The following is a 17,743-nucleotide window of genomic DNA, read 5'->3' as shown; positions in this document are numbered from 1 at the left end:
GCCCAGAACGGCCGTGTCCAGCGCTTCGCGCACCCGCGGCTCCGTGCGGTTACTGCGGCAGCACTTCGAAGGTGGCGACGTAGCTCAGCCGGCGCTGTTTCGCCTGCGGCAGACTGGTCCTGGCGTCTTCGGACGTGGTTTCCAGCCAGTACATGCCGGCTTCCGGCCAGGTCACGCTGAAACGGCCGTCGGCGCCGGTCTTCACCTTGATCTCGTCCTGCGCGTTGCGATAGCGGGTGCCGCCGCGGACGATCTCGATCTCCAGGCCGGCGGCGGGTTTGCCGTCGATCTGCAGCGCGAAGGTGGCGCTCTCGCCTGCGAACAGATCGTTGGGATGCGTCACCGGCACCAGTTCCAGACCTTCGCCCGATGCTTTGAGTGCGGTCGTGTTCGGCGAGCCGCGGGTGACGAAGGTTTCCACCCGGCCGAGACTCTGCGACACCTGCAGATTCTTCGCGTCCTTCGGCACCTCGGTCGCGAAGGTGGCGGGCGTGCCGCGCCAGCGCTTAGGTTTGCCGTCTTCCTCCCAGCTCGCGGACAGTCCGGCGTTGACCATCGCGATGCGATACGTGCCTTCCTGCTTCAGTTCGACATCGAACACCGTGCGGAATTTGCCGGTGGCGCCGTTGGCGGCCTCGGCGGGCGTGCCGTCCGGTGCGGTGACCGTCAGCCGCGCCAGCGGCAGCGGCACGTGATTGAAGTAGAACAGATCGTTGGAGACCGCGGCGTCGACGGTGACCCAGGCGTTCTCGCCGGCGATCACGGTCTGCGACGGCAGCAGCCAAGCCTTGTGGGCGGAGGCGCAGAACGGCGCCAACGCGCCGGCGATCACGAGCGGAAGCAGGAAACGGGATTTCATCGGAGGCTCCAAGCGGAAAGAAGAACGGTGGAGAAGACGTGGCGCCGGATCAGGGTTTGATCGCGAGCGTGATCGTGCCGAGTTCGCTGCCGCCCTTGGCGCTGCCGTTCTGCGCCTTGGGTTTCGGCGCCCAGGTGAAGGGCACCTTCAGCAGTTCGCGGCCGCCGACTTCGCGCGCGGCTTCCACCACCAGGGTGTAGTCGCCGGCGGCGAGCCCCGCGAGTCGGGGGTCGCGATCGGAGACCGCGATCGTGTGGGTGCCGACGGGGCGGGTCGGCCCGCTCACGCCGTCGACCGGCAGCTTCAGCGTGCGCCCGCTGCGGCGCCACCACTGGCGCAGGTCGGGCAGCCATTTGGTGCCGTGGCCTTCGCTGTTGCTGCGTTGCTGGTACCACACCGCGAGATTCGCGGCGACCTTCTGGTCGGCGCCTTCGATCCACACCGCGACGTAGGGCCGGTGGTATTCGGCGACATTGAGCTGCGGAATCTCGACGCCGACGCGCAGTTCGGCGGCGTACGCAGGGGCCGCGAGGCCGGTGCCGACGACGACGGAGACGGTCAGCGGAACGACGATGCGACGGACGTGCATCGGAAAAGCATCCAAGGGAAATGCATTCATGGGAAAAACGCTCATGCAAGGAATCAATGGACGAACAGGAGGGCGAGCAGCACCGGCAGCAGCAGGCCGAGACCGACCCACGGCCAGGTGCCCGGCCGCTGCCGCGCGTGCATCTGCAGCAGGCACAGGCCGGTGATCGAAAACACCATGCAGGCCAGCGCGAAGATGTCGATGAACCAGGCCCATGCGGCGCCCGCGTTGCGGCCCTTGTGCAGATCGTTGAGATAGGCGATCGCGCCGCGGTCGGTGCGCTCGTATTCGATCGCGCCGCTGTCGCGGTCGATGCTCAGCCAGGCGTCGGCACCCGGCGAGGGCAGCGACAGATAGACTTCCTCGGGCGACCATTCGCCCTTGCGTCCGCGCAGCGCGATGCCCAGTTCCCCGTCGAGCCAGCGTTCCACCTTCGCCGGCAGCGGCGCTTCGCCTGCGTCGCGCGTGCCGAGCGCGGCCAGCAGCGGCGGCGGCAGGGTCGCGGTGCGTTGTTCGGTGTCCGGCTTCGCTTCGATCTGCGCGGCGTGGTTGAGGGTGACGCCGGTCGCCGCGAACAGCAGCAGCCCCGCGAGCGAGACCGCGGCGCTGATCCAGTGCCACTGGTGCAGCGTGCGCAGCCAGAAGCCGCGTCGCCGCTGCGCGCTCGCGACATCCGTCGGGCTCATACCTCGGCCCACTGCCTCAACAGGTTGTGATACACGCCGGTGAGCTGCACCAGCGCACCGTGGTCGGGCACGTCGCCGGTCAGCTGGCGGATGGAGACATCGAGTTCGAACAGCAGCCGGCGCTTGCCGTCGTCGCGGACCATGCTCTGCATCCAGAAGAACGAGGCCACGCGCGCGCCGCGGGTCACCGGCAGCACCCGATGCAGGCTGGTGCTCGGATACAGCAGCATGTGCCCGGCCGGCAGCTTGATCCGCTGCGTGCCGTAGGTGTCCTCGATTTCCAGCTCGCCGCCGTCGTATTCCTCCGGCGCGCTGAGGAACAGCGTCGCCGACAGATCGGTGCGCACCGGATCGACGCCGCCGCGGCTGCGGTCGTAGCGCACCGCGTTGTCGACGTGATAGCCGAACGACTGCCCGCCCGCGTAGCGGTTGAACAGCGGCGGATAGATCCGCTTCGGCAGCGCGGCGGCGAAGAAGGTGGCGTTGCGCGCGAGCGCGTCGAGCACGGCCGCCCCCAGATCGCGCGCCGCCGCCGAGGTTTCCGGCAGCTGCGCGTTGTCCTTCGCCTTCGCGGACTGATGGCCGGCGGTGATCTTGCCGTCGGCCCAGTCGGCGGCGTCGAGGGTCGCCCGGAACGCGGCGACCTGGGTGGCATCGAGCACATCGGGAATGGCGAGCAGCATGGTCGTGGGCGTGGCCGTGTCTGTGGTGCGAGGTCGACGGTGCAGGATCGAGAGTGCGGTGTCAGAAGCGCCAGGTCGCGGTGAGCGCGGCCGAGCGGCCTTCGCCCGGCGTGGCCCAGCCGTTGCCGCCGGTCACGACGCCGCCGGTGAAGGTGATGTTGTTGCGGATGCGGGTGTAGTACGTCTCGTCCAGCAGGTTGTTGATGTTCAACTGCAGCGACAGCCGTTCGTTGACCGCATAGCCGAGCATCGCGCGATGCACCCAGTAGTCGTCGGTCTCGAACAGCGGCTGGCCGTCGAGGCTGTTGTTCTGCACCACGAACGCGCCCTGATAGGTCGCACCGTAGCCGAAGGTCCAGTCGCCGATGTCGTAGGTGGTCCAGACGCTGCCCGAATGCTTGGGCGTGTTGGTCAGCGGATTGCCTTCGAACGGATCGCGGTCGGTCGCGGAATTGCCGCAGGCCGTCCCCGGGTTGTCGAAACAGAAGGCGGAGACGCCGCGCACGACCGCGCTGTCCAGGTAGGTGTAGTTCGCGAACACCTGCCAGCCCGGCAGCACCGTGCCGGCGACGCCCAGCGCGAGGCCGTCGACGCGGGCGCGGCCGTCGAGCTGCTGTTCGCCCGAAGGATTCAGCGGGTTGCCCGGATCGGCGACGCGGTAGTTGCGGCGTTCGTTGCGGAACAGCGCCGCGGTCAGCGACAGGCGCCGGTCCAGCAGTTCCCACTTGGTGCCGAGTTCGAGATTGATCGCGGTTTCCGCGTCGACATCGCAGTTCGCCGTGCCGGTGGTGCTGGTCGCGGTGCAACTACCGTTGACCGAGGTCTTCGAGGGCGTCTTGCTGTTGGCCCACGACAGATAGACGGTGCCGTGCTCGACCGGCTTGAACACCAGGCCGGCGCGGTAGGACATCAGGTTTTCGTCGTTGCGCGCGACCGGATTCGTGCCGAGCAGTTGTCCGCGGGTCGCGTTCGCGGTCGACACGATCCAGGTTTTGGTCGCACCGCGGTTGCGGTCGTAGCGCGCGCCGACGTTGAGCATCCAGCGGTCGCCGAACTTCAGGGTGTCGAACACGTACGCCGACGCGCTGTCGAGATCGCCTTCGGTCTTGCCGCTGCGGAAATAGTTCAACGGCCCGGTCCAGATGTTGTCGGGGTCGCGGAAGCTCTGCAGCGGATAGCCCGCGCTGGTGTTCGGCAGGGCGCTGCCGTCGGCGTTGAAGAACACGCCGCCGCTTTCCAGGTCGAAGGATTCGGTGCTGAAGGACAGGCCGCCGACCAGCGCGTGCTCCACCGCGCCGGTCGAGAAGCGCGCGGTGAGGTCGGTCTGGCTGATCGCGATGGTGTTGCGGGTGTCGCGGACGAGGCCGCGCGGGCCGGCGACCGGCGACCAGGTGCCCGCAGGCTGTCCGCCGATGCAGGCCGCGCCGGTGTAGGGATTGGTGCCGTCCGCCAGACACCAGTTGCCCTGCAGCGCGGTCACGTTCGACAGCTGATCCACGCGCTGCAGCCGGGCGAGGCTGCGCAGGCTCACGGCATCGCTGAAATCGTGCGCGAACACCGCGGTCAGCATGTCCACGTCGATCCGCTGTTCGGAGACGTTGCGATAGCCGAAGTAGGTCTGCGGATCGACGCCGGGCAGCGGACCGTCGTTGTAACTGTTCAGCGCGTAGGGCACGCCGTACTGCGGCAGGTTGTCGTCGCTCTGGTGCAGATAGGAGACGGTGAGGCGCGTGTCCGAACCCAGGCCGATCGCCAGCGACGGCGCGAAGCCCCAGCGCTGGAAGTTTTCGTGATCGCGGCCGGGGACGTCGTTCTGGTGCGCCATCGCGTTGAGGCGCAGCGCGGTGCCGTTGCCGAAATCGAAATTGCTGTCGGCGGTGACGCGCGCGTAGGCATCGCTGCCCACGCCGACGCTGAAGGCATGGCTGTCGCCTTCGCGCGCGGTCTTGCTGACCAGGTTGATGTTGCCGCCGACCGAACCCGCGCCGGACACCGCCGAGTTGGCGCCGTTGATCAGTTCGATCGATTCGAGGTTGAAGGTGTCGCTGCGGGTGTACTGCGCGCTGTCGCGCACGCCGTCGGTGGTGATGTCGCTGCTGGCGGTATAGCCGCGCAGGGTGATGCTGTCGCCGTAGCCGCCGCCGCCTTCGCCGGCGCCGAAGGTGATGCCGGGCAGGGTACCGAGGACATCGCGCAAGCCGAGCAGGTTCTGCTGTTCGATCACCTGCCGGTTGACGACGGTGATCGTCTGCGGAGTGTCGTTGAGCGCTTCGGTGTACTTCGGCGACTCGGCCTTGTGGACCTGCGAGCCGACCACTTCGACCTTGTCGATTTCGGCGACGCCGGCGGCGGCATCGGCGGGCGTGTTCGCCAGCGCGGGGCCGCAGACGGCGAGGGAGAGGGCGACGGTCAGCGGGGTCAGGCGCGGGGAATAAGGGTGGGTGTTCATCAGCCGGGGATCGATGGGGACTGCGGCTGGCTGTCATTGGCTGCCGCGAGGGCTGCATCTTAATGATAATCATTATCAAATGAAAGGCCTCGGATACGTGCGACGTGTTTCCCGGGTCTTTCGACACAGCGTCGCGCTTGGAGGCCGTCGGGCACCGTCGTACGATGCCGCGAGCCCTCCACGGATGCCCGTCTTGAACATCGATCACGCCCCCGCCCGCCGCCGACAGGGTGGGCGCGCACCGTGAGCCTGCTGCTCGTGCGCCACGGACAGGCGAGTTACGGCGCCGCCGATTACGACAATCTTTCCGATCGTGGCTGGCAGCAGTCGCGGCGCCTCGGCGAGTGGCTGGTGCGCGGCGGGCATCGCTTCGAGGCCGTGGTCGTCGGCGGCATGCGCCGCCACCGGCAGACCGCCGAAGGCGTGGCCGAGGCGTTCGCCGCCCGGGGCCTGCCGCTGCCGGAGCCGGTGGCCGATCCGGGCTTCGCGGAATTCGATCACCACGCGGTGTTCAGCGCGTATCTCGAACGCGACCCCGAACACCCGATCGCCGTCGCCAGCCGCAGCGGCGATCCGCGCGATGTCGGCGCCATGCTCCAGGCGGCCCTGCTGGCGTGGGCGCACGACGAACTGCCGGGCCTGCCGGAAAGCTGGGACGTGTTCGGTGCCCGCGTTCGCGCGGCCGGCGAGCGGCTGGAGTCCTTGGCTGGCGGTCGTGAAGTGCTGGTGCTGAGTTCCGGCGGCGTGATTTCGCGCTTGGCGCAGATCGCGCTGGAGGTGCCGGTCACACGCGCGGTGGAACTGAATCTGTCGCTGCGCAACAGCGCGCTGTCGGAATTCCATCCGCAGGGCGGCCGGCTGCGACTCGGATCGTGGAATGCGCTGCCGCATCTGCACGGGGATCGCGCGCTGTGGACCTACTATTGATCGCGCCGCCGTGCGCGATTCCGAAAACACCATGAGACAAGCCCGATGAACACCGGACGCATCGCCACGCTGTTTCCCTTTTCCGACCGCTCGCGCGCGCTGCAGGCGGCGGTCGCGCGCTTCGTCGCGGAGCGCATCGTGCCGGCGGAAGCCGCGTTCCACGCGCACGCCGCCGATCCCGCGGTGCGCTGGACGATTCCGCCGCTGCTGGAATCGCTGAAGGCCGAGGCGAAGGCGCAGGGCCTGTGGAATCTGTTCCTTCCCGATCCGACGCACGGCGCCGGACTGAGCAATCTCGATTACGCGCCGATCGCCGAACTCACCGGCCGCAGCCTGTTCGCGCCGGAAATCTTCAACTGCAGCGCGCCGGACACCGGCAACATGGAAGTGCTGCTGCACTTCGCCACGCCGGAACAGCGGGCGCCGTGGCTGCCGCGGCTGCTCGCCGGCGAGATCCGCTCCGCGTTCGCGATGACCGAGCCCGATGTCGCGAGTTCCGACGCCACCAACATCGCGCTGCCGATCGTGCGCGACGGCGATGAATTCGTCATCAACGGCCGCAAATGGTGGACCACCGGCGGCGGCGATCCGCGCTGCGAACTGCTGATCGTGATGGGCGTGACCGATCCCGACGGGCCGGCGCACCGGCGGCAGTCGATGGTGCTGGTGCCGATGGCGACGCCGGGCGTGCGCGTCGTGCGCCCGCTCACCGTGTTCGGTTACGACGATGCGCCCAATGGCCACGTCGAGATCGAATTCACCGACGTGCGCGTGCCGGTCGCGAACCTGCTGCGCGACTCCGGCAGCGGTTTCGAGATCGCGCAGGCGCGGCTCGGCCCGGGCCGGATCCATCACTGCATGCGCCTGATCGGCCTGGCGCAGCGCGCGCTGGAGGCGATAGTCGAACGCGCTCGCACCCGCGAAGCCTTCGGCCGGCCGCTGGGCGGACACGGCATGGCCCAGGAGGCGATCGCGCGCTCGCGCTGCGAGATCGAACAGGCGCGGCTGCTCACGCTGCAGGCCGCGGCCGCGCTCGACGCCCATGGCAACAAGGGCGCGAAGGATCTGATCGGCATGATCAAGATCGTCGCACCGCGGATGGCCTGCGACGTAATCGACCGCGCCATGCAGATCCACGGCGGAGGCGGTCTCTCGCAGGATCATTTCCTCGCCCAGGCCTACGCCGGCGCGCGTTCGCTGCGCCTCGCCGACGGCCCGGACGAAGTGCATCTCGCCGCGCTCGCGCGCTCGATGCTCAAGGGCTGAGACGATGGCGACGAACGCGACCCATCCGCTCGATCTGCCCGCCGAATCGCTGGCGACGTATCTCGAAACTTACGTCGCCGGCTTTCGCGGCCCGCTGACCGCGACCAAGTTCAAGGGCGGCCAGTCCAATCCGACCTATCGCATCGATGCCGCCAGCGGCACCTATGTGCTGCGGCGCAAGCCGCCGGGCGCGCTGCTGCCGTCCGCGCATGCGGTGGATCGCGAATTCCGCGTGCTGCAGGCCCTGCACGGCGGCGCGGCGCCGGTGGCGCGGCCGCTGCATCTGTGCACCGACGACGCGGTCATCGGCTCGATGTTCTATCTGATGGACTTCATCGACGGCCGCATCTTCTGGGACCCGTCGCTGCCGGACCTGTCGCCGGACGGACGCCATGATATTTACGACGCGATCGTCGATGCGATGGCCGCGCTGCATGCGATCGATCCGGCGGCCGTGGGCCTCGCCGACTACGGCAAGCCCGGCAACTATTTCGAACGCCAGCTGCGCCGCTGGGGCGAGCAGTACCGCGCCAGCGAAACCCGCGCGATTCCGGCGATGGACGCGCTGATCGCCGCGCTGCCGGCGCGCTGTCCGGCCGACGACGGCAGCGTGGCCCTGGTGCACGGCGATTTCCGCATCGACAACCTGATGTTCCATCCGGACGCACCGCGGGTGCTCGCGATCGTCGATTGGGAACTCTCGACCCTCGGCCATCCGCTCGCGGATCTCGGCTATTTCTGCATGGCGCTGCGATTGCCGCGCAATCCCGCGCTGCCGGGGCTGGCCGGACTGGACCGTGCCGCGCTCGGCATTCCCGACGAAACCGCGCTGCTCGCGCGCTACGCGCACGCCACCGGCCGACCGATTCCCGAGGACTGGCCGTTCGTGCTCGCCTTCAGCTTCTTCCGCCTCGCCGCGATCGCGCAGGGCGTGGCCAAACGCGCGGAACAGGGCAACGCCTCCAGCGATCAGGCGGTGCAGGCCGGACGCATGGTCGAGATGCTGGCGACGCTGGGGCTTGAAGCGTTGGGGTGATCGCCGACGGCGATACCCGCTGCGCATCCTCCCTCCCCCGCATGCGGGGGAGGGTTGGGGTGGGGGCGCGCAGTCTATGCGTGTCTGCAGATCGATAGCGAGAAGCTATGGATTCGCAACGAGCATCGACGTGCCGCTGCTTGTAGCCGCTGCGGAGAGGCAAGATTGCCGTGTCGTCCGAGATGTTGAATGCGATTCTGGATAGTCGCTTGCGGCCTTGTTATAAGCATTGCAAGGCTGGCGTGAGAGCCGAGCAAGTAGCTGCTTTCGACCCATAGCAGTCGTTTCGCCGTTGCGCTGGCTGGCTTAGTATTGGCGGCGTGTTCTGGCTTTCGAGCCCCATAACGCATTGGTGCTGATCCGCGGCGTCTCATGTGGGTGTGCGCCCATGACAGCCGCTCGTCGCCAGACTTGAGGCGGACGCTGGGAGGATCGTCTCCAACCAGCTACCCTCAGCTTTGCGCGACAGGGGAGGGGGCCGTGTCAGGGGAACAACTGGAGGTTCACGTTCGCGAGAACGGCAGGGTCGTAGCCACTATTCAACGGCCACTGCGGGAGCTCGACGGGAAGCCGGCGATCACCTACCGCAAGCAGCTCTGGCTGCTGAGCGGGAATTCCATCGAGATCGGTGGGACCGCTGCCGCGCCTGTCCCGCCGCCAGCCCCGCAACAGCTACCTGCTGATGCCGAAGAGGCGTTCGAGCGGGAGATTCTGGTGCGCTCCCAGCCGCCGCCCCCGCTGCCACCAGAGATCGAAGACATTGGCGCGAACGCGCCGACTTGGCAGGACGACCCGGTTGCCGAGCCGCCAGATGCTCGTCTGATCGTTGACGCCGGCCCTGGCACCGGCAAGACGCATGCGGCCTGCGCGCGCGTAGCGGCGATGGTCGGTAACGGAATCCCCGCCTCCCGCATCTGCCTAGTGAGCTTCACCCGCACCGCCGTTGTCGAGATCCGAAACCGCATTGCGCGTGCACTGGAAGAGCCCGGCGACGCCGCGAGCGTTCGCATCATCACGCTCGACGCATTCGCGTGGGCCGTGCACTCGGGCTTCATGAAAGAAGCGGCCCTTACCGGCAGCTACGAAGACAACATCAACGCCGCTCTGCAACTCCTTCGAGAGGATCAGGATGTGCGCGACGATCTGGCGCGCATGGAGCACCTTATCGTTGACGAGGCGCAGGACATCGTCGGCCCCCGCGCCGACCTTATCCTAGCTATGGTGGACGGTCTCAACCCCGATAGCGGGATCACGGTCTTCGCCGACCGCGCCCAAGCGATCTACGCTTTTGCCGAAGGTGAGGATGACTCCAATGGCACGAACCTGCTCGACGCGCTGGCGGCGCGTGGCTTTCGCCAGATGCAGCTGACCGAAGTGCATCGCACGGCGGACCCGAACCTCCTCGCCATCTTCACCGGGCTGCGCCGCGACCTCCTGTCTGGCCGCAAGGTCAACATCGAAAAGCACGTCAAGAGCGAGATTCGGCGACTGGCCCATGCGGATGCCGGCGAAGTGGCAAATCTCAAACTCGATACGCTGCCAGATGATGCGCTCGTTCTTATGCGCAACCGTCTGGACGTCCTGATCGCGTCGAGCCATGCCGGGCTTCTGCCGCACCGCCTGCGGCTGTCCGGAATGCCCATCTGCGTGCGGTCCTGGGTAGCACAGATGTTCTGGGACCACTCCCAGCGGAGGATTAGCCGCGACGATTTCGAGAAGCGCTGGCACGAGCGCGACATCCAGGCACCTTTCGATTGTGCTGAGGCGTGGAGCCGCTGCGTGGAGGTCGCCGGGGACTCAGTTTATGTGGTTGATCTCCACGCGCTGAGAAAGGTGCTGGCGCGCACGAACCCGCCGATGCAGTTCTGCACCCCCGAGTTTGGCACGGCCGGGCCGATCCTTGGCACCATTCATGCCAGCAAGGGGCGCGAAGCGCCGACTGTCTATCTCTATCTGCAAGAAACGGCCGTCGCTGACGAGACGGGCGAAGAGTCGCGTGTCATGTTCGTCGGCGCTACCCGCCCCCGCGAGCGCCTGCTGGTTGGCACGGCGGGCGCACACTGCGGAACTAAGGTCAATGGCCGCGTGTGGCGCCGCACTGGCAGCTCGATCCAGGTCGAGGTGGGGCGTCCGCACGATATCGAGCCGTCAGGTCTTGTGGGGCGCTCATTCTTTGCCCGGCAGGAAGACGCCCTCGCCACGCAGGCGGCATGGGCGAATCAGCCCCGTCGCCTGCGCCTGATGTTGCGCGCCGAATCGACGGTGGGCTGGCACTTCACCATCAACGATGGAGAGCAGCGGCTGGGCGGGCTAAGCGAGCGCTTTGGCGCGGACATCGGAAAGATCGCTTGGCATCTCAACAAGTCGATCAGTTGGCTCGCATACGGCCGCTCGATCGGTCTGCGCACGATGGTCGTTGCGCCTGACAGCCCTCACCTCGAAAGCATGCTCGAACCGTGGAAGTCGAGTGGCTTTTTCTATGCGCCGCTTCTGACCTCCTTCTCTCCCACCAAACCGAAATCCCGCTGATGTCCGCCCGCGACGCACTTATTGAACGCCTTGCCATTGACTTGATTGGCCCGTTTGCGCCTGACGAAACTGTCGACGCCAAGCCTTCCGACGTTTACCTCACCGGCATCCTGTGGCCGCAGAACCTCGCACTCCCGCCCGAGCAGGACGAGCGGCTTGCGGTGGCAGGCGAGGACGGCGATAGCAACGAAGAGAGCGACGAGTCCTCCCAGCCGCCCGCGGCACAGATGCGACGCCCTTCAACCGCCGGAGTTTCCTTCGCCTGCGCATCCGGCGACGCCGCCGCGCCGCGCGTGCTCGTGGAGATCGCTTGCGGGCGCTACCAGCCGCACCTGGAAGAGAAAGACAAGTGGAACCGGGTGGACATCGCGCTCCCGCCGATCGAGATCGAACTCACCCCGGGCAATCACGACATTCTCTTGGCGGAGGTCGACGTCGCAGGCGTTCGCCTGAATGTGCGGGTTCTGCCTTTCGAGGCCGGCGTGCTGGCCACCATCACGCTGGTCAACGGATCGACGCCCGATCGCAGCCGCGAGGCGATCGAGACCTCAACGCTCTTCCAGACAAGTCTCACGATCCGCGCTACGAGTGGCTCCCGCCTTATCACGCGCCCGAGCCGCAAGGCCGCCATCGACGCCGATGACCGCTCGAACGCGCTCCTCTTCCGACGCTCTCGCGAATACGCCACGGGCCACACCTGCTCGGCGCAGTGGGACGCGGGCACCGAAGGGCGCGAGATCGACGCCGTGCGGACGGCTTGGATCCCCGAGGCCACTTCCCCAGCTGTCAGCCCCGATGGCTCGCGCCACTTCGCAGGCCTAGCAAAGTCCTGCTCGCTGGCAGCCGCCACTCTTGCGCAGAGCACGGATGGCGAACTGGTTGGCCACCTTGGCGCGCTCTGCGACGCCTACGGCGCGTGGCTGGACGATCAGCGCGCGACTCTTGAAGACATTCCGGCGCCTCTTGTGGAAACCGCCAACGCGCATCTGGATGAGATCGCGCATGTGCTTGGGCGGATGCGCCGCGGCGTCGATCGGCTGGTGTCAGATGGCGCGATGGCGAAAGCGTTTCGGCTTGCCAACCTCGCGATGGAGACGCAGCGGGTCTGGGGCGGCTCGTCGCTCGTCTGGCGCCCCTTCCAGCTTGGCTTCCTGCTGCTTTCGATGGAGTCCACCCTCGATCCTCAGCACCCCGATCGGGGCGTGATGGACCTCCTCTGGTTCCCAACCGGCGGCGGCAAGACCGAGGCCTATCTGGGCCTCGTGGCCATGGTGGCTTTCTATCGCCGCCTTGTTGGCGCGCGGCCCGAGGACGGCGATGGCGTCGCCTGCATCATGCGCTACACGCTGCGCCTCCTTACCACGCAGCAGTTCATCCGCGCCGCGGCCACGATCTGCGCATGCGAGGCGATCCGGAGGGGCACAGTCAACTCTGGACGGAAGCTTGTGCTTGGAAAAACACCCTTCTCGCTCGGCCTCTGGGTCGGAGGGGACGCAACGCCGAACTCGCGAAAGATCGCGTTCGACAACAAAGGTGATGTTTTCAAGCCCCAGGCCCGCCAGCTCACCAAATGCCCGTGCTGCAACGCCGACTTGGACTATGTCCAGCGGCGCGACACTGACCCGGTCGTCGTCGAATGCCGCACTTCTGCATGCGCGCTATCCAAGGCGCCGCTTCCGGTGTTCACGGTGGACGAGGACATCTATGAGCAGCGGCCGACGATGCTGCTGGGGACCGTCGACAAGTTCGCGCAGATCGTCCGAAACCCGGCGTCGCGTGCGCTCTTTGGTGTCGGCACGCCCATGCAGCCGCAGCTCATCCTCCAAGACGAGCTCCACCTGATCGCAGGCCCACTGGGCACGCTCACCGGTCTTTACGAGGCGGCCGTCGACATCATCCTCTCCGACAGCGGCAGCCCGCCCAAGATCGTGGGCTCGACGGCCACGATCCGCCGCGCGGGCGAGCAGGTGCGCGCCCTCTTCGATCGTGATACCTGCCAGTTCCCGCCGCCAGGCCTCGATGCCCAGGATTCGGGCTTCGCCGTGCAAGACACTGCGCTCGCGGGCAGGCGCTACATCGGCGTTACCACGGCCGGCCGGTCCGCCAAGTTCACCCTGCAAGCCGTCTCTGCCTCGCTCTTGCATGGCGCGCTGCACGCACTGAGCCCTGAGGAGCGCGACCCTTACTGGACGCTCCTCGCCTACTTCAACTCGCTTCGCGAGCTGGGCGGCGCGCTCGTGCTGATGCAAGACGACGTTTCAGACACCCTCACCCTTCTCGCGACGCGCGCAGGCACGCAGCCGCGGCAGCTGTCGGAGATCGAGGAGCTCACCTCTCGCCGCACGCAGACAGAGATCCGCGACATGCTCGACAAGCTCGCCGTGCGCGTGGATCAGCCCGGTGCCGTGGATGTCGTGCTCGCCACCAACATGGTGAGCGTGGGCGTCGACATCCCGCGTCTCGGCCTCATGCTCGTGAATGGACAGCCGAAGACGATGGCTGAATACATCCAGGCCACGAGTCGCGTAGGCCGCGGCAAGGTCGAAGGACTCGTAGTTGCACTTCTCAACAATGCCAAGCCTCGCGACCGTTCGCATTACGAGACATTTAGCACTTGGCACTCGATGCTGTATCGCTTCGTTGAGGCCACGAGCGCAACACCCTTTGCCGCGCGCGCGCGCGACCGGGCGCTCCATGCCGTCCTCGTTGCACTCGTGCGCCACCTGATCCCCGAGATGCTCGAAGAGCCTGCGTGGTCGGACAAAAGCATTGCACGCACCCGTCAGTTGATTGATCTGGTCGTGGCACGCGCTGGCAGGATCGACGCCGACGAAGGGGGCGTGCGCGACGAGCTGCACCGCCGCCTCGACGCATGGATCCGCCGGGCGCCCGAAATCTACTGGAAGAAGAAGGGCTCTCGCGCCGCGCCGCTGATGCAGAGCGCCGAAGAGGCGGCGGCGCGCCGGGCCTCTGGCCGGGTCGTAGGCCAAGCCTGGCCGACCCCGAACTCCATGCGAGGAGTGGAACCCGCTACGCCCTACCGTCTCGTGCCCGGCCTGAGGAGCAACGATGTCGCGCAATAAACTTGGCGATCTGCGCCGCAGCGCGGCAGCGTCCCTCTTCGGACCCGGCGCCGTGATCGATTTCCGGGCGGGGGATGCGCCGATCTCGGCCGTCGCGGCCGGCCTTGAAGAGTGGGACCGGAACTTCCCGCCTGCCGGAATGCGAAACGAGCAGACCGTGCTCGAAGCACGGCTCCAAAAGAAGCTAGGCGTGCAGGGCTTTCGTCTCCCTCCGGTGTCGGCCGAGGAGTTCAATCGGTCCGATGGCAAGGCCCTCGTGGCCGTGCGCTTCCCAAACTGGCTGCAATGCCCGCAATGCAGTCGCCTTGCCGAGTCGCGCGCGTGGTCGGATGAAGCGGGCCAGCCTGGCCTCTACTGCGCGCAGTGCACGCAGCGTATGCCCGGGCGGCGCAAGGTGTGGGTGGTGCCGGTTCGCTTCGTGATGGCCTGCGAGGCAGGCCACCTTGATGAGTTCCCTTGGCACTCTTGGGTGCGCCACAAGGAAGGCTGCCAGAAGCGCACCTTTCTGAGCTTGGTGTCCGAGCGCGCGGGTCTTGCCGGCCTGATCCTCAGCTGCCCCAGCTGCCATGCCAGCCGCTCAATGGATCGGGTGTTTTCCGAGGAGACTTGGGAGACCTTCCCTAACTGCCGCGGTCGAAGGCCTTGGCTCGCGGGCGGGGACGAGACCTGTGATCACAAGGCACGCACTGTCCAGCGCGGCGCGTCCAACCTTTACTTCCCGGTGGTTGAGTCTGCACTGAGCATCCCCCCATGGTCCGATCAGATTCAGGAAGCGATGGGCGTGATGTGGGATCAGTTCATGCACGTCGAGGACCCCGACGAACGCGCTCTGCTGGTGAAGATCCTCGCAAAAAGCGAGCTCAAACCGGTGCTGGCGGAACTCGGGCTGACTCCCGAGGAGTTCGCTGATCTCCTCAATCGTCGCATGACCTCCCATGAGGAGATTGATGTCGAGAACCTTCGCTGGGAAGAGCACCGCCAGTTCACCAGCGGCCTTGCGGACCATGGCCCGGACCGCGAGTTCGAGATGCGGCCCCACGCCGTCCCGGCTACGCTCTCGCAGTGGTTCTCCCACCTGGTGCGCGTCGTGCGCCTTCGTGAAGTAAGCGCCTTGAAGGGCTTCACGCGCATTCACCCGCCGGGCGACCCTGACTCGCCCAACTACGCACAGCTTTCAGTGCGAGGTCTTGGATGGCTACCCGCCATCGAAGTGCGCGGTGAAGGCATCTACCTGGAACTCAGTGCTGAGGCCCTGACGCGCTGGGAAGCGCAGGCTAGCGTCGTCGAACGCATTCGTGCGATTGATGAGCGCTATCAGGCCGACTGGAAGCAGCGCTTTGGAGACGAGAAGCCACCTCGCCCGATCACCCCGAGGCGCGTTCTGGTGCATACCCTTGCCCACGCACTGATGCGCCAGCTCACGCTCGACTGCGGCTATTCCTCGACTGCGCTCCGCGAACGGCTCTATGTCGATCACGGCGACGCGCCAATGGCGGGCCTGCTGATCTATACGGCGACTACCGATGACGACGGCACGCTCGGCGGTTTGCAGCGCGAAGGGACACCCGAGCGGATGGAACGCACGATCCAGGCGGCCATCCAGGCCCAGGCGTGGTGCTCGTCGGATCCTCTCTGTATCGAGGATCTTCTCGTAGGCGAGGCCGGTATGTCCCTCGCTGCCTGCCATGCCTGCGTCCTCTCACCTGAGACCTCGTGCGAGGCCTTCAACCAGTTCCTCGACCGCGCGCTTCTGGTCGGCTCCCCTGGCGATTCCTCGCTCGGCTTCTTTCATTCGCTTGTCGAAGGACACCATTAATGGCGACGATGTGGCCACGGCTGCTCCCTGCCGCGATCCGGGCTGAGTCGCGCCGGGCGGCTGAGATCCGCGTGTTCGATGCGCTGGCGGCACAGCTCGGGCCCGGCTGGACGGTGTTCTACTCGCGCCCTTGGCTTGGCGAAACTGCTTCGGGCGCCGAGATCGATGGGGAGTCTGACTTCGTCGTCGCACACCCCGATCATGGGGTGCTCTTCATCGAGGTAAAGGGTGGCGCGATCAGCTATGACCCCGCTACGGATCGCTGGACCAGCCGCGATCGCCATGGCATCAGCCACACGATCAAAAACCCCGTCGAGCAGGCGTCGAAGAGCAAGCACACGCTATTAAGAAAGGCGCAGGCCGAACGGGGCTGGCCACGCGGCCACTTCCGTTTCCGCCACGGCGTGATCTTTCCGGACGTCAAGGCTGTGCCGCAACACATGGGCCCCGACAAGCCGCGGGAGCTATTCGCAACCCGCCCCGAACTCGATCACCTTGCCGACTGGGTCGCCCAGCGCCTCTCGGGCGGGAATGATGACGCGCTCGGACCGCACGGCATGCGCGTGCTCGAACAGCTCCTTGCCCGCCCCATAAAGCTCCACTCGCCCCTCGCCTATTCCAGTGCGGATGATGACGAGGCCATCGAGAACCTCACGCCGCAGCAGTTCCATATCCTCAACGCCTTCGAGGATCTGCGGCGCGTGGCCATCTCGGGCGGCGCCGGCACAGGCAAGACCGTACTCGCATGTGAGGACGCCCGCCGTCTCGCCGCAGCCGGACAACGCACCCTCCTCACCTGCGGCTCAGCGCAGCTTGCCGAGCACATCCGGCTGGTGCTGCGTGATAGCGGCGTCGAGGTATCGACCTTTTCGGAACTGGCCACGCGCCTTGGCACCGAGGCTGGGATCCTGGCGGGCGGGACCACGCCGCGCTCCGAGCAGCTTCCTGAGGTCGTGTTCGATAGCCTTGCCGCGCGGGCTGATCTCGCCTACGACGCAGTGGTGGTGGACGAGGCGCAGGACTTCACTCCGAGCACCTGGGTGTCCATCGATGCACTGGCGAGCCGGAGCGACGGGGCCACTCTGCACGCCTACTTCGATAGCAATCAGCGGCTCTACGGCGAGCTGCGCAGCCACTTCGACGCCTACATGCTCCTTCCGATCCGCCTGAGCCGGAACCTGCGCAACACCCAGAACATTCACGACGCCACGCAGCGTTTCTATCGTGGCCCGGGGCTGATCGCAGATGGCCCCCTTGGGGCCGAGGTGCAGTGGCTCGCCTGCGAAGACGGTCAGATCGAGCGGACCGCGCTCGGCGAAGTTCGCCGCCTGATCAACGCTGAGAGCGTATTGCCCGAGGACATTGCAGTGCTAAGCCCAAGCGCTGCTACGCTGGGGCGACTCGCGACGTCCCTGCAAGATGAGGTTTACGCTGGCCTGACATTCTCAACAATCACCGACTTCAAGGGCCTCGAACGCCGCTTCGTCATCATTCTCGCCACGCGCGAGCTGTCGGATGCTCCCGAGCTTGCCTATGTAGCGCTGTCTCGTGCACGGGCGCATCTGACAGCCGTGGGCCCTGTCGAGGTGCTGGACTGGCTAAGGACGGACGCGCCACGCGCGTAGCAGGTCAACGCTAATCCCGGGTTTTCCCTGTTTGCACGGACGCTTATGAGTAGGCCAATCTAGGCAATGAGGAGTGATGCTTGGGCCTCCATAAATGGCTGCTTCTGGCCGATAGCCGCCCGTTGTCGGGGAGAAGGCAGGCTGGTGTTCGACAGCCGGATGACTGGTCAAGGGTTTCTGTCATTCGTCGCGACT

At 66.6% G+C, this 17,743-nt stretch carries 12 protein-coding genes; 7 read left to right on the top strand and 5 right to left on the bottom strand.

Annotated elements, in window-relative coordinates; all coding sequences use genetic code 11:
- Positions 1-49: 49 nt before the first annotated feature.
- From ABD974_RS02940 to ABD974_RS02920, 5 genes are all read right to left on the bottom strand, one after another.
- Positions 50-859 carry a DUF4198 domain-containing protein gene (locus ABD974_RS02940; protein WP_345301757.1) on the bottom strand — a complete coding sequence of 270 codons (810 nt, stop codon included), beginning with the start codon at positions 857-859 and terminating at the stop codon, positions 50-52.
- 49 nt (positions 860-908) lie between these two features.
- Positions 909-1,448: a DUF2271 domain-containing protein gene (locus tag ABD974_RS02935; protein WP_345301756.1), complete on the bottom strand. Its 540-nt coding sequence runs from the start codon at positions 1,446-1,448 to the stop codon at positions 909-911.
- 53 nt (positions 1,449-1,501) lie between these two features.
- Positions 1,502-2,134 (bottom strand): PepSY-associated TM helix domain-containing protein, encoded by a 633-nt coding sequence (locus tag ABD974_RS02930; RefSeq protein ID WP_345301755.1) that lies wholly within the window; start codon positions 2,132-2,134, stop codon positions 1,502-1,504.
- On the bottom strand, positions 2,131-2,817 hold the full coding sequence (locus tag ABD974_RS02925) for a Fe2+-dependent dioxygenase (RefSeq protein ID WP_345301754.1): 687 nt from the start codon (positions 2,815-2,817) through the stop codon (positions 2,131-2,133). The genes ABD974_RS02930 and ABD974_RS02925 overlap by 4 nt, the downstream gene beginning before the upstream one ends.
- Positions 2,818-2,878: 61 nt before the next feature.
- Positions 2,879-5,266, bottom strand: a complete 2,388-nt coding sequence (locus tag ABD974_RS02920; protein WP_345301753.1) for a TonB-dependent receptor — start codon at positions 5,264-5,266, stop codon at positions 2,879-2,881.
- 243 nt (positions 5,267-5,509) lie between these two features.
- On the opposite strand from ABD974_RS02920, the gene ABD974_RS02915 reads away from it, so the two are divergent.
- The 7 genes from ABD974_RS02915 to ABD974_RS02885 all read left to right on the top strand — a co-directional run bounded on the left by ABD974_RS02915 (position 5,510) and on the right by ABD974_RS02885 (position 17,548).
- Positions 5,510-6,193, top strand: coding sequence for a histidine phosphatase family protein (locus ABD974_RS02915; protein ID WP_345301752.1), 684 nt, complete (start codon positions 5,510-5,512; stop codon positions 6,191-6,193).
- A 45-nt stretch (positions 6,194-6,238) separates the two neighbouring features.
- Positions 6,239-7,459: an acyl-CoA dehydrogenase family protein gene (locus tag ABD974_RS02910; RefSeq protein ID WP_345301751.1), complete on the top strand. Its 1,221-nt coding sequence runs from the start codon at positions 6,239-6,241 to the stop codon at positions 7,457-7,459.
- A gap of 4 nt (positions 7,460-7,463) precedes the next feature.
- Positions 7,464-8,495: a phosphotransferase family protein gene (locus ABD974_RS02905; RefSeq protein ID WP_345301750.1), complete on the top strand. Its 1,032-nt coding sequence runs from the start codon at positions 7,464-7,466 to the stop codon at positions 8,493-8,495.
- Between the two features lie 480 nt (positions 8,496-8,975).
- Positions 8,976-11,024: a UvrD-helicase domain-containing protein gene (locus ABD974_RS02900; protein WP_345301749.1), complete on the top strand. Its 2,049-nt coding sequence runs from the start codon at positions 8,976-8,978 to the stop codon at positions 11,022-11,024.
- Positions 11,024-14,107: a helicase-related protein gene (locus ABD974_RS02895; protein ID WP_345301748.1), complete on the top strand. Its 3,084-nt coding sequence runs from the start codon at positions 11,024-11,026 to the stop codon at positions 14,105-14,107. Before ABD974_RS02900 ends, ABD974_RS02895 begins: the two co-directional genes overlap by 1 nt.
- Positions 14,094-15,923 carry a DrmB family protein gene (gene drmB / locus ABD974_RS02890; RefSeq protein ID WP_345301747.1) on the top strand — a complete coding sequence of 610 codons (1,830 nt, stop codon included), beginning with the start codon at positions 14,094-14,096 and terminating at the stop codon, positions 15,921-15,923. The genes ABD974_RS02895 and drmB overlap by 14 nt, the downstream gene beginning before the upstream one ends.
- A complete protein-coding gene (locus ABD974_RS02885) occupies positions 15,923-17,548 on the top strand; it encodes a nuclease-related domain-containing DEAD/DEAH box helicase (RefSeq protein ID WP_345301746.1) in 1,626 nt (541 codons plus the stop codon). Before drmB ends, ABD974_RS02885 begins: the two co-directional genes overlap by 1 nt.
- Positions 17,549-17,743 lie beyond the last annotated feature (195 nt).

Origin of the sequence: Lysobacter hankyongensis, assembly GCF_039543145.1 — a bacterium.
Classification (GTDB): domain Bacteria; phylum Pseudomonadota; class Gammaproteobacteria; order Xanthomonadales; family Xanthomonadaceae; genus Lysobacter_I; species Lysobacter_I hankyongensis.
Note: the sequence above shows the minus strand (reverse complement) of the source record. Positions and strands in the feature narration are given on the sequence as shown.